Source organism: Sphingomonas sp. GW821-FHT09E03 (assembly GCF_059416225.1).
On record NZ_JBWKOS010000009.1, the window covers coordinates 41,618 to 54,523 of the forward strand.

8 protein-coding genes are annotated in these 12,906 nt (G+C 68.7%); 2 read left to right on the plus strand and 6 right to left on the minus strand.

Annotated elements, in window-relative coordinates:
- Positions 1-62: 62 nt before the first annotated feature.
- The 6 genes from AC07M8_RS15885 to AC07M8_RS15910 form a co-directional block, all read right to left on the minus strand.
- Complete coding sequence (locus AC07M8_RS15885) at positions 63-1,232, minus strand: DUF885 family protein (protein WP_495175294.1); 1,170 nt, start codon at positions 1,230-1,232, stop codon at positions 63-65.
- Positions 1,229-5,047, minus strand: coding sequence for a LamG-like jellyroll fold domain-containing protein (locus tag AC07M8_RS15890; RefSeq protein WP_495175295.1), 3,819 nt, complete (start codon positions 5,045-5,047; stop codon positions 1,229-1,231). Before AC07M8_RS15890 ends, AC07M8_RS15885 begins: the two co-directional genes overlap by 4 nt.
- 88 nt (positions 5,048-5,135) lie before the next feature.
- Positions 5,136-6,443 carry an MFS transporter gene (locus tag AC07M8_RS15895; RefSeq protein WP_495175296.1) on the minus strand — a complete coding sequence of 436 codons (1,308 nt, stop codon included), beginning with the start codon at positions 6,441-6,443 and terminating at the stop codon, positions 5,136-5,138.
- Positions 6,444-6,463: 20 nt separating this feature from the next.
- Positions 6,464-7,258 (minus strand): 2-keto-4-pentenoate hydratase, encoded by a 795-nt coding sequence (locus AC07M8_RS15900; RefSeq protein ID WP_495175297.1) that lies wholly within the window; start codon positions 7,256-7,258, stop codon positions 6,464-6,466.
- A gap of 51 nt (positions 7,259-7,309) precedes the next feature.
- Complete coding sequence (locus tag AC07M8_RS15905) at positions 7,310-8,755, minus strand: mannitol dehydrogenase family protein (RefSeq protein WP_495175298.1); 1,446 nt, start codon at positions 8,753-8,755, stop codon at positions 7,310-7,312.
- A complete protein-coding gene (locus AC07M8_RS15910) occupies positions 8,752-10,221 on the minus strand; it encodes a UxaA family hydrolase (protein ID WP_495175299.1) in 1,470 nt (489 codons plus the stop codon). The genes AC07M8_RS15905 and AC07M8_RS15910 overlap by 4 nt, the downstream gene beginning before the upstream one ends.
- A 117-nt stretch (positions 10,222-10,338) precedes the next feature.
- Between AC07M8_RS15910 and AC07M8_RS15915 the strand changes: the two genes are divergently transcribed.
- Both AC07M8_RS15915 and uxaC read left to right on the plus strand, forming a co-directional pair.
- Positions 10,339-11,364, plus strand: coding sequence for a LacI family DNA-binding transcriptional regulator (locus AC07M8_RS15915; protein WP_495175300.1), 1,026 nt, complete (start codon positions 10,339-10,341; stop codon positions 11,362-11,364).
- 83 nt (positions 11,365-11,447) lie between these two features.
- Positions 11,448-12,890 (plus strand): glucuronate isomerase, encoded by a 1,443-nt coding sequence (gene uxaC / locus AC07M8_RS15920; RefSeq protein WP_495175301.1) that lies wholly within the window; start codon positions 11,448-11,450, stop codon positions 12,888-12,890.
- The last annotated feature ends 16 nt before the right edge of the window (positions 12,891-12,906 follow it).

Sequence of the window (12,906 nt, forward strand, 5' to 3'; positions counted from 1 at the left end):
TCCATTACTGCCGTTCGATGACATGGTTCCCGATCCGGAGATGCTCTGACCGGGTGACGGGTTCAGCCGTGCGGCAGCCCCTCAAGCCGCTTGCGGCCATGTGCGAGCACGGCGCGGTGATAGGCGCTGCGGGCATGGGGCGATGCCGGGGCGCGGTCGGCGATCCCTAGCCACGCCAGCGCCTCCGCCGCGCGCGACCCCGGCTCGCGCGCGATCCGGGAAAGCTCTGTGTCGAACGGCGCGAAATAGGCGGACTCGCCTTGCCAGTCGACCAACGCCGCATGAGCCTGGTCGATTGACCATCCGCGGCGATGGATGCGCAGGTCGACCAGCGCGCGGCCGACGCGGAACAGCAGCCAGTGACAATGGCCGAGCATCGTCTCGGCGGTAGTGAACAGGCCCCAGCTGGCCGCCAGCTGTTCGGCATAGATGCCCCAGCCTTCGACGAACGCCGCCGCATAAGTGAGGCGCAGCGGGTGTGGCGGTTCGAGCGCTTCGATGCCGAGCTGGATCATGTGCCCGGGCAGCAGTTCATGGGCGACGACGCTGTCGAGCGTCCAACTGGGTCGGCGGCGGACCTGCTTGAGATCGACGATATAGGCGCCGGGCCGAGCACGAGCCGGCACCTCGCGGTAGCCGCCCTTGCCGGCCGCGATCTCGGCCGCGCCGAGGCTGCGCACGGCGACGTCGAAGCAGAAGGCAGGTGCTTCGGGAAACGCCCGCAGCGACGCGGTGCGGGCACGCGCGAGCGTGGCGGTCATCTCGGCCAAGGCGGCAGTGCGACCGGCGTCGCTGTCCGGGTAGAGCCAGCGTCCGTCCTGCCAGAGCTGGCTGAAGCGGCTGCCGATGCTGCCGCTTGGCAAACCAAGTGGCGCGAACAGGCCTGTTGCCTTGGCCGAGAGCCGATCGAGTTCGCGCACGAGCCGGCGCTCGGCTCGGTCGGGGTCGACACCGGTGCCGAACGAGCGCTGCAGCCGCAACGTGTAATCGTCAGGCGCTCGCGCCAGCGCGGCATCGATCGCGAGCCCGGCGCTTGCGCTGGCGACGTCGAGCCGCAGCCCCGGCGGAAGCCGCGCCAGATCGAGCCGCTCAAGCATCTGCAACCCTGCGGCAGGCGGGGCGGCGGCGGCGGCGTCGAGCAGACTGCGCGCGTCGGCTGCGCCGGCCGCCTCCGCCGGCAGGCACAGCGCCGCGCCAAGGCCGGTCAGCAGCGCCCGGCGGTCCAGCGTCACGGCAGCGGCACCCGGTTGTTGAGCAGGGTAACTTCCGGGGCGGCAGCCGGAAGGGCGACCTGTACCGCCAGCTGCCGGCGGTCGGCGCCGGCGGGGATGGTGAGCCGTACGTTGGTCGTCTTCGCCAGCAGATCGAGCGGCGCGGCCAGCGATGGCAGCGGCGCGCTGGCGATCACCCTGGTGCCCTCCACCAACTGCACGATGCCACCGCCGGTGGGCTTGGCACCGAGGCTGTGGACGGTGACTGCGACGCGGCGGCCGGCCACCGTCACGTCGTCGCGTCCGACGCCGAGATCGGCACGCTGGTCGACCGGCGCGGTTGCCTGGACCAGCGCGAGATCGATCACGGTGGTGGTGTGCGGCGCAAAACTCACCGGCAGCCCGACGCTGCGCTCGAGCGACGCGGTGACAGGATTGCCCTGCGGCTGCAGCGTCTTGCCCTCGTCGATGCTGGTCGCGGTGGAGACCCGCCACTGCCCCGCGGTGACGTTCCAGGTCGAGAGGATCGCCGGCTGCGGACTATCGCCGACGTTGTAGGCGATCACGCGGATCTTGTCGGTCGTCGCGCCGGGAACCAGGATCGCGACCTGCTCGGCGCCGCCCGGCTCGGCGAACCGCCAGCTGACAGCGTTGGCGGGCCAATGCTGGTTGCGGCGCAGCGCGATCGCACCGAGCCGCTCGCGCTGGAGTATCTCGTTGGGCTGGTCGACGCGATCCGACCACCACTGGCCGTCGGTGTACATATATTCGTGCGCGGCCTTGTCGGCGATCGCGGCGCCATGGAGCTCGGCAAGCGGCGCCGTGTCGCCGCTGCCCGCCCAGGCGGCGTAGCGAGCGAAGGCGTCGTCATTGCCGCCCTTGCCAAGCGCCACGCGCCACTGTCGGCCTTCGGGCAGCAGATCGAACACATTGTCGTCGATCTCCGCCAGCGCGGCCGGTCCCGCCTTGGCGACCCGCGCCTCAAGCGGGCGCAGATATTTGCCGTCGCCGGTGAAATGCCAGGCGCTCCAGGCAACCTGGATCGGCGTGGTCGCGCCGCCACCATCGCCGGCCCGCTCGGCATCGGTCCGCCAGTTGATCTCATTGGGGAAGCTCCACGCGCCTTTGGCGTCCTGCTTGCCATGCGCCAACCAGCCGTCGACCACGCCGGTGACCAGCCGGCGCGCGATCGGATTGCCGTTGTAGAGGCCGACCAGCGTCGGGCCGTGAAGGACAGTGAAGGCATAAGGCTTTTGCCAGCTCCACGGATCGTCACGATAGATCTTGCGGCCGCCGTACCAGCTCGAGGCGAAGTGGAGATGGCCTGCCGGGTTGGGCAGGATGACGCGGGTAAGCGCCCGCGTGTTGTCCATCAGCCGCTCGACCGCGCGCGGTTCGCCCCAGTTGAGGTAGAGCCGCTCGGCGTTGACGTTGAGGCCTTCCTCATAGGCGTGAAGCTCGTCGGTGGTGACGTAGCCGAGCCCGTCGACGATCATCCCGTTCTTGTAGACCGCGTCGGACAGCGCCCGCAGCGAGGCGTTGATCTTGTCGGGTTCGACGCCCATCAACGCGAGACCCGGCCATTGCTGGGTGAGATCGACATCGTCGGAGATGCCGCCGCCGAAATCGCCGAACGTCACCTGGCGATGGTCGATCCACCAGTCGACGAACCGCCGCGTGAGCTTAAGATCCTCGAGCTGGCGGAACGCCCATAGTGGCACGCCGGGTGGCGGCGTCGGCTGGGGCACGGCCGGCAAATTCTCGGGCCGGTAGTTGATGTCGGCCCAATAGGCGCGACCCTGGACGTGATCGGGATCGACGCGGAGCAGATCGGTCGCGTCGGCGTACAGGCGCGCATAGAGCGCCGCCCGCTTTGAGGCGGTGTGCTCCTCGACGAGGAATCCCCAATTGTCGCGGACCTGGTTGAAGCGGTCGGCGACATGCTCCTTCGCGGCCTCTGCACGCGGCTTGAAGACGAGGCGGATGCGGGCGCCATCGAGGCTGCGGGCGTCGAAGTCGGGGGCTGCCGAGGCGACCGTCAGATACAGGCTATCCTGCGAGAGGATGCGGTCGCGCAGGTCGAGCCACAGCGTCCGCCCCTCGCCGAGGCGGACCGAGACCGAGATGTCGATCATGTCGCGGCCCGGCCAGATCGGATCCTTGACCCGGATGTTGAGCGGGATCAGCCCGCGGGCGTCGGGTTTCACCGTCAGCGCGGGCAGGTCGATGGCGATGCCATCGAGGCCGTCGTGAATGTTCTGCCAGCCATAATCCCAGGCACGGGCGACCGGTTGGTCCGGCGCGGCATCGCCGAAGCTTGCGGGGATCAGGACGTGGACGATCGGCGCGGCATGATCGGCGCGCGCCACCTTGCCGGTGGCGCCGGCTGCCGCCGCGCCGACCGCGGCCTTGAGCCCGGCCGATGGCAGCGCGACGACGGTGCTGCGCTCTTCGGGCGGGTGACGGCCGGCGATGAAGGCGTTGAGCGGGCCAAGTGCGGCCTGGCTCGGCGCGACACTGGCGCGCACGGTGTAATCGAGCTTGACGCTGCCCGCCGGCTCGGTACCGGCGGCGACATCATAGGCCCAGATCTCCTGGATCGGCTGTTCCTGCATGACGTTGGTGAAGCTCAGCGTCCCGCCGGTGCGCGCAGCGAACTGATCGACGCTGCGCACGACACCGCGGGGCCGGCTCGCGAGCGTGACCGGCCTGGTGCCATCGGACCAAGCCAGCGTGCCGTAGGCCGCGCCGCGGAGCTCGACGCGGTTGACGCGTTCGCCCGGCGGAATAGTCAGGTCGTAGCGCTTGCCGCCCTCGACATAGGTGTTCCAGTCGGGCAGCTCGAAATAGTCGTCGCGGCCCGGCAGCCGCGAGCGGTTGTAGACGCCCGGCCAGGTCGTCTCAGCGATGCCGTCGACGCCCTTCCACATCCATTCCTTGAGATCCTTGGCGTCGGCGAACTCGACCTTGCGGATGCGGGTGACGGGCGCATCGAGCAGCGGCGGGTCGGCGCGATCCCAGCCGTAGCGATGCAGCCAAGCGGCGCGGCGGCCAGCCTCTTCGGCAGGCAACTCGGCAGCAGGTACAGCGGCAGGCTCGCGCTTGTCGGCCAGCGCCGCCATGTCCGTGGGGGCGAGCAGGCGATCGTAGACGCGGATCTCGTCAAGGTCGGAGCCACGCATGAAATTGTAGCGGCTCTGCACCTGATGCGGCGAGAGCACGCGGCCGGCCATGCCGAACTGATCGAGCCCGCTGTCGAGGTCGGCCCGCTGGTCGCGACGGGCGACTTCGCGGCCATCCACGAACAGTTGCACGCCACGGGTCTCGTCCCAGCCGAAGGCGATGTGATGCCAGGCGCGGGGATCGGGCAAATCGGGCATCCGCCACGACACCCGCAGCCGCGACAGATTGGCGTCTGTGACAAAGGCATCGAAGCCGTGGCCGTTCCAGTCGATGCGCAGGAACGCCATGTCCCAGCTCGAATGATCGGCGAAACCGGCGCGAAAGATCACGAAGGGCGCCTCGCCGACCGGCTGGCGCGCGCGCCAGAAGAAGGCGAGGGTGCCGCGTTGGCTGAGCATGTTGCCTGGTGCCTTCCAGGCGACATAGCCGTCGTCCTCCCAGCGCGCCGCGCCGCCGATCGCGCCGTCCGGCACCACCGAAACGTTGCTGCGGAAATTGGGCACCGGATCGCCGCCCGCGACATCGGCTGTGAGGCTCTTGTCGGCGGAGGCGCGGAACAACAGACCGTCATGGGCGGCGGCGGGGTCCGCCTGGGCGGGGCCGGGCGCGGTGAGTGCGAGGGCGGTGGCGAGCGCGAGGAGTGAGTAGGTCAAGCAGGCTCTTCCTGAAGCTCCCCCGGCCTTCGGCGACGTCGCCGCGGCACAGGAAGGAGGACGACGGTTGGGGCGTGATGGTCGAGTGTCAGGCGGCATCCACCCGGGTCAGCCGCGGGCTGAGCAGGTGGATGATGATCACCGCGATCAGATAGGTGCTGCCCGCCACCGCAAAGATCGGCGCGTAGCTGCCTGTGGTCTCGAGAATGTAGCCGGTGAACTTGGCCATCATCATGCCGCCGATTGCGCCGACGGTGCCGCCGATGCCGATCACCGATCCCACTGCCGCGCGCGGGAACATGTCCGACGGCAAGGTGTAGAGGTTGGCCGAGAACGCCTGGTGCGCCGCGGTCGCGAGCCCGACCACGGCCACGGCAAGCCACAGGCTGCTGATATATTGCGCGGTGAAGATCGGCATCACCAAGATTGCGCAGACCAGCATGGTGATCTTGCGCGCGGCGTTGGCGGACAGCCCGCGCCGCATCAGCCGCGACGACGACCAGCCGCCCGCGACGCTGCCGAGATCAGAGATCACGTAGATCACCACCAGCGGCGGCCCGAAGCTCTTGAGATCGAGGTGGTAGGTCTTGGCAAGAAAATCGGGCGTCCAGAACAGGAACAGCCACCAGATGGGATCGATCAGGAACTTGCCGAGCGCATAGGCCCAGGTCTCGCGATAGCGGATCAGCCGGCCCCAGCTGATCGGCTCGACCGGATCGGCCGGGTCGCTCTCGATATGGGCAAGCTCGGCGGGGGACACCCGGTCGCTCTCGCGCGGGCGGCGGTAGACGGCGATCCAGGCAACCAGCCACAGCAGGCTGACCGCCCCGGTGACGATGAACGCCATCCGCCAGCCGAACGCGATGGTGAGGGCGGGCACGATCAGCGGCGTCACCACCGCGCCGATGTTGGCACCGGCGTTGAACACGCCGGTCGCGAGCGCGCGTTCTTTCGCGGGGAACCACTCGGTCACCGCTTTGATCCCGGCGGGGAAATTGCCGCTCTCGCCGATGCCGAGGATAAACCGCGCGACCGAGAACTGGAAGGCCGAGCCGACGAAGCCGCACAGCGTGTGGCCGAGCGTCCAGATCACGAAGGCGATGGTGTAGCCGATCCGCGCGCCGACCAGATCGACGATCCGCCCGAAGCTCAGATAGCCGATCGCATAGGCCGCCTGAAACCAGAAGATGACATCGGCGTAGGTCGTTTCCGACCAGCCGAGTTCGGCGGAGATGGTCGGCTTGAGCACGCCGATCATCTGCCGATCGACATAGTTGATCGCGGTCGCGGCAAACAGCAGGCTGCAGATCACCCAGCGATAGCGACCGATCCGTGGCGGGGGCGCGGCCGCCTGCGGCTGTGCGGCGAGGGCGTCCCTTAATTCCTGTGTGGCCATGTGTTCCTCTCCCTCGGCCTCTAGCGGGCCTTGATCGTGCACCTGACGGTGAGCCGGCCATCGAAGGTCGCTTCCACCGCGTCCCCGACGGCTACCTTATGGACCCCAGTGACCGCGCCGGTCGATATCCACTGCCCCACTGTCAAGGCGATGCCGCGCCCCGCCATATGCTCGAACAAATAGCGCGCGGCGCCGAACGGTCCGTCGAGCATCGCCGCCGCGGTGGCATTACCGACGCTCTCGCCATTGATGGTCAGCGTCACCGGCCATTGGTTGATGTCGCCCTCACGCCAGCCATTCGCCTCGGCGCCGACGATCAGACCGTTGTTGTTGCCGAAATCGGCGACGGTGACGCCCGGGCCGTGGCTGTTGATGCCGGGGAATGGCGAGCTCGCAATCTCGATGCCGACATGCACGGAGTCAATCAGCGCGCGCGCCTGGTCGAGCGTGAAGCTGGTCTGCGCAGGATCGGGCGCGGTGCCGATGCGGAGCAAGAACTCAGCCTCGGCTGCGCCGAAGCCCTCGGCGAAGATCGGCATGGCGACGACATTGTCGTCCGCCGAGACCACTTGGTCGGCGAAGATCGGACCGGTCAGCCGGTCGGCGCCGTCTTCGGGCGGGTTGATCCGGCCGACCTTCCAGCCGGCGACGGTGCCGCCAGCAATCGCCAGTGCCGCATCCTGGACCTGATAGCCATCGGCGAGGTTGGCGGGCATCGCGCCGGGGAAATCCGGTAGCGCGCTGCCGGTGCGCCGCGCCTCGACGAAGGCATGCGCGATACGCTCTGCCGACCTGCTGGATTCGCTGTGCTGCACCCGCCCCTCATCATCTTATGATCGTTGATTCCGGCGTATGGGAAACCGGTGTCATTGGCAAGCCGACAGCAGCCGAGCCCAGTCGGTAGCGAGCGCCATCGCCGCGGCCTGCTCGACTGCGGCGAGCAATGGTGCGTCATCGAGCAGGCTCGTCGGCAGCACGACGTTGCGCTCGGCCAGCCGCCGGATCACGGTCGCCGGCGTGCCGTCCGCCGCGGCGGTGTGGAGCACCGCTGCGGCGGGGTCGATCACCGGCTCGCCGGCGCGGACGCGGGTGATCACAAAGGCGAGCCAGCTGCCGAGCGCGGCGACGACATGGCGCGGCATCCGCCCGGCCCGTCGGTTTGCCGCCAGCGTGTCGCCGAGCCGATAGGGCAGTTTTTGCGAGCCATCCTGGCCGATCTGCTCGAGCCTGTGGAGGATTGCGGGATTGCGGAAGCGCTCGAGCACCGTCGCGCGATAGGCGTGGAGGTCGAGCCCGGCGACCGGGGACAGCATCGGAATAATGTCGCGGCTGATCATGTCGTCGACGAAGGCGACCAGCGGCGCGTCTGCCATCGCCGCAGCGACGCTGGCGTGGCCACGGAGCAGGCCAATATAGGCGAGCGACGAATGCGCGCCGTTGAGGATGCGCAGCTTGGCCTGTTCATAGCCGCTGACATTCGAAGTGAGGATCGCGCCGGCGCCCGCCAGATCGGGACCGAGCGGCACGCCGCAGTCCTCGATCACCCACTGGCTGAACGCCTCGCGCTGGACCGCGGCGCGGTCGTCCAGCCCCAGCGCGGCAGCGACATCGCCGTAGAACGGCTCGTCGGACGCCGGCGTGATCGAATCGACCATGGTCGAGGGCACCCGCACCTCGCCCGCGATCCATGCCGCAAGCTCAGGGTCGCGCATTCGGGCGAACGCCACCAGTGCCGCATGGAGCTTGGCGCCGTTGTCGGCAAGATTGTCGCACGGCAGCGGCACGAATGGTGCCACGCGGCCGGCGCGGCGCGCTGCGAGGCCGTCGACCAGCCAGCCGATCACGCTCGTCGGCGCGCCGGTGCCGGTAAGTTCCGCGGCGATGTCTTCGTGGTCGAGGTCGAGCGTGCCATCGGCCCGGAGGCAATAGCCCTTCTCGGTGACGGTGGTGGTGACCAGACGAACCGCTGGATCGGCCAGCAGCGTGGCGGTGCGCGCGGCATCATCCGGGCCGAGGAAGGCGCGATGCGCGTCGATCACCCGCCAGGATGGTTCGGCGTCGCGGATCGCCAGGGTATAGAGCCCGTCCTGCTCGGCGAGCGTTGCGACGGTGCCGCGGCTGCGCAGCGAGACGGCGGCGATACCCCAGCGCGGATCGTGATCCAGCGCCGTGTCGATATAGCTCGCCTGATGGGCTCGGTGGAACGCACCGGGGCCAAAATGGACTACGCCGACGCCGGGCGCGACGCGGCGGCGGGGAACATGGATGCCCGCCGGCACCTGGCCGAGCGTGCTGCGCGACAGGCGGCTCACAGCGTTACCCCGCGCTTCCAGATCGCGATCTCGCGTTCGCCGTTGCGCTCGGCCGCGGTGCTGGCGCCGGACGCCGTGGCGGCGACCAGCCCCAGCAGCCGCTCCTCGGCAGGCGCAAAGCCGCCGTCGAGCACCTGCCCGGCATCGAAGTCGATCCACCCGGGCTTGCGCTCGGCGAGCGCGGTGTTGGAGGCGATCTTGATCGTCGGCACCGGGAAGCCCATCGGCGTGCCGCGGCCGGTGGTGAACAGGATCGCGGTGGCGCCCGCCGCAGCGAGAGCGGTGCACGACACCGCGTCGTTGCCCGGCGCCTCGAGCAAGCTCAACCCGCTGGCCGCGACTCGCTCGCCATAGCCGAGAACCGCGGTAACGGTCGCGCGGCCGCCTTTCTGCACCGCACCCAGCGATTTCTCCTCGAGCGTGGTGATGCCGCCGGCGACGTTGCCCGGTGAGGGGTTCTCCGACACCGGTTCGCCATGGTCGACGAAATATTGCTTGAAGCCGTTCACCAGCGCGACGATCTCGCCGAACACCCGCTCGTCCGCGGCGCGATCCATCAGCAGCTGTTCGGCGCCGAACATCTCGGGGATTTCGGTGAGGATCACCTGGCCGCCGGCCGCATCGATTGCGTTGCTGATCCGGCCGACAAGCGGGTTGGCGGTGAGCCCGGACAGGCCGTCCGAGCCGCCGCATTTTACGCCGAGCACGAGCCGGTCGAGCCCCACCCGCTGGCGCGGCGTCGCCGCCTGCGCTGCGAGTTCGGCGACCTTGGCGATACCGTCCTCCACCTCATCGGCGCTGGCCTGGGCCGTCACCGTGCGGATCGCCGGATGGCGCCACGACGGAATCGCCGCCATCAAGGCATCGAGCTGATTTTCCTCACACCCCAGCCCGACCAGCAGCACGCCGCCGGCATTGGGATGGCAGGCGAGGCTCGCCAGGATGGAGCGGGTGCCGGCGAGATCCTGGCCGAGCTGCGAGCAACCGTGCGGGTGGTTGAAGGCGTGGACGCCATCCACCTGGTTGCCGAGCATCGCCGCGGCCCTGGTGGCGATCCGCTCGGCGGTGCGGCCGACGCAGCCGACGGTGGGCAGGATCCAGATCTCGTTGCGGGTGCCGACCCTGCCGTCGGCGCGGACGTAGCCGTCGAAACTCGGCAGCGCCGCCGGCGAAGGTAGCTCGTTGGCAGGTGCCGGGTGGTAGGCGTAGGCGCCGGCACCACCTAGCGCGGTCGCGAGATTGTGGCTGTGGACGTGCTCGCCCGCGGCGACGTCACGCGTGGCATGACCGATCGGGAAGCCGAACTTGATCACCGGCTCACCCGCCGCGATTGCGCGCAGGGCAACCTTCTGTCCGCGCGCGATCGGCTCGCGAAGGACGACCTCCTCCACCCGCTCGCCCGCCGTAGCATCCACCAGCAACGTGGCCACGGAATCGCCCGGGACGATCGTCAAGCCTGTACGCATCGCATCCTCTTCGTCCGGTGCCTCGCCAGCTATGCCGGTAACCGGTGTCAGCATAGCGGCTGGCGACGCCCATGTGCAAGGCTAGTGCTGCCGCTGCCATCCGGCTATGCCTGATCGATGCGCAAGACCGGACAGCCGACGATCAACGATGTGGCACGGATCGCCGGGGTCTCCAAGAAGACGGTAAGCCGGGTAATCAACCGCTCGCCGCTGCTCAACGACGACACCCGCAAGCGGGTGGAGGAGGTGATCGGCGGGCTCGGCTATGTACCCAACCCACAGGCGCGCGCGCTGGCGCTGCGGCGCAACTTCCTGATCGGGCTGGTCCACGACAATCCCAATGCACAAACGGTGATGAATGTTCAGCAGGGCATGCTCGAGGCGCTGCACGACACCGAGTTCGAGATGGTGGTGCGCCCGGTCGATCGCGGCTCGGCGACGATGCTGGAGGATCTGCGGCACTTTTTGGAGCGCCAGCGCTTGTTCGGCGTGTTGCTGATGCCGCCGATCAGCGAGAATGAGATGGTTGCCAAATTGTGCGAGGATGCCGGCTGTCGCTATGTGCGGATGGGCTCGGTGGTACTCGACGATGCCGAGCATATGGTCGCCTCCAACGATCGCGAGGCGGTGCGCAGCGCCACAGATTATCTGATCGCGCAGGGGCATCGGCGAATTGGTCTGGTCGGTGGCCCGCATGGCTTCCGTTCGGCGCGGGAACGGCGAGCGGGGTTCGAGGAGGCGCTGGCAGAAGCAGGCATCGCGCTCCCGCGGAGCATGGTCGCCGAGGGCAATTACACGTTCGAATCGGGGATGGTTGCCGCCGAACGGCTGCTCGACCTGACGCCGCGGCCGACTGCGATCTTCTCGTGCAACGACGAGATGGCGGCGGGCGTGATCCACGCCGCCTCGCAGCGCGGGCTGGCGGTGCCGCGCGACCTGTCGATCATCGGGTTCGATGACACGCCGATCGCCGCCCATGTCTGGCCGCCGCTGACCACGGTGCGCTGGCCGATCGCCTCGATGGCGCGCTCGGCGGCACTCAAGCTGATCGCCGACGAGGGCGAGGCGGAAGTCGAGGAACCGTCGCTGTTCCTGTCGACACTGATCCGCCGCGGTTCGGTGGCCGCGCCGCCGCACGAGTGACCAACACAGTGGTTGCGCGGCGTGCTGACACCGGTTACCAACGGCGCGGCGCTCAACAGAAGCGATGACGGAGGAGGATGGCGATGGCGGTGCGACTTGAACTCCATCCCGATCGCCTGTTCCCCGCCGATCCGATCACGCGCGACATCGCGCGCGCCCTCTATGCGCAAGTGGCGACGCTGCCGATCGTCAGCCCGCACGGCCACACCGATCCTGCCTGGTTCGCCGACAACCGGCCCTGGACCGACGCGACGACGCTGCTGCTCGCGCCCGACCATTATCTCTACCGGATGCTGTACAGCCAGGGCATCGAGCTCGACGCGCTGGCCATTCCCCGTCGCGACGGCACGCCGGCGACCGACCGTCGCGCCGCGTGGCGGCTGTTCGCCGGTCACTATCATCTGTTCCGCGGCACGCCGTCGCGGCTGTGGCTCGACCATGTCTTTGCCGACCTGTTCGGGCTCGACGTGACGCTCGATGCGACCACGGCGGATCATTATTTCGATGCGATCGCCGAGCATCTCGCCACCGATGCCTTCCGCCCGCGGGCGTTGTTCGATCGCTTCCGGATCGATTTCCTCGCCACCACCGAGGGCGCGCACGACGATCTTGCCGCGCATGCGGCAATCCAGCGCTCCGGCTGGCGCGGCCGGGTGGTGACCACCTACCGCCCCGACGGCGTGATCGATGTCGAGCATGAGACATTCGCGCCGGCGATGGCACTGTTCGCCACGTTGACCGGTGAGGACGTATACAGCTGGCGGGGCTATTTGGCCGCCCACCGCCGCCGACGCGCCGACTTTCGCGCCGCCGGCGCCACCGCGACCGATCATGGCCATCCTACCGCCGCCACCGCCAGTCTTTCGACCATGGAGGCCGAGGCGCTGTTCGCGCGGATCGTCGGCGGCCGTTGGTCGGCGGCGGATGCGGAACTGTTCCGCGCGCAGATGCTCACCGAAATGGCGGCGATGTCCGCCGACGACGGCATGGTGATGCAGATCCATCCTGGGGCCTATCGCAACCACAACGCCGGCCTGTTCGCGAGCCACGGCCGCGACAAGGGTGCCGACATCCCGACGCGCACCGATTATGTCGGTGCGCTCAAGCCGCTGCTCGACCGGTTTGGCACCGACACACGACTGTCGATCATCCTCTTCACGCTCGACGAGAGCGCCTATGCCCGCGAGCTGGCGCCGCTCGCCGGCCATTACCCGTGCCTCAAGCTCGGGCCGGCGTGGTGGTTTCACGACAGCCCGGAGGGCATGCGCCGCTTCCGCGAGATGACCACCGAAACAGCGGGCTTCTACAATACCGTCGGCTTCAACGACGATACCCGCGCCTTCCTGTCGATCCCGGCGCGGCATGATGTCGCGCGGCGCGTCGATTGCGGCTTTCTCGCGCGGCTGGTTGCCGAGCACCGGCTTGCCGACTGGGAGGCGGCCGAACTCGCGCACGAGCTGACCGACGGCTTGGTGCGCCGCGCCTATCGCATCGACGATCTTCCCTCGGCTGCCGCCGCAGCCTGATCCAGCCCCGAACGGA

What these genes read in the sequence shown, in the direction of transcription:
- AC07M8_RS15895 (WP_495175296.1), bottom strand. Translation starts at nt 6,443, where the DNA reads ATGGCCACACAGGAATTAAGGGACGCCCTCGCCGCACAGCCGCAGGCG.
- AC07M8_RS15910 (WP_495175299.1), bottom strand. Translation starts at nt 10,221, where the DNA reads ATGCGTACAGGCTTGACGATCGTCCCGGGCGATTCCGTGGCCACGTTG.
- AC07M8_RS15915 (WP_495175300.1), top strand. Translation starts at nt 10,339, where the DNA reads ATGCGCAAGACCGGACAGCCGACGATCAACGATGTGGCACGGATCGCC.
- uxaC (WP_495175301.1), top strand. Translation starts at nt 11,448, where the DNA reads ATGGCGGTGCGACTTGAACTCCATCCCGATCGCCTGTTCCCCGCCGAT.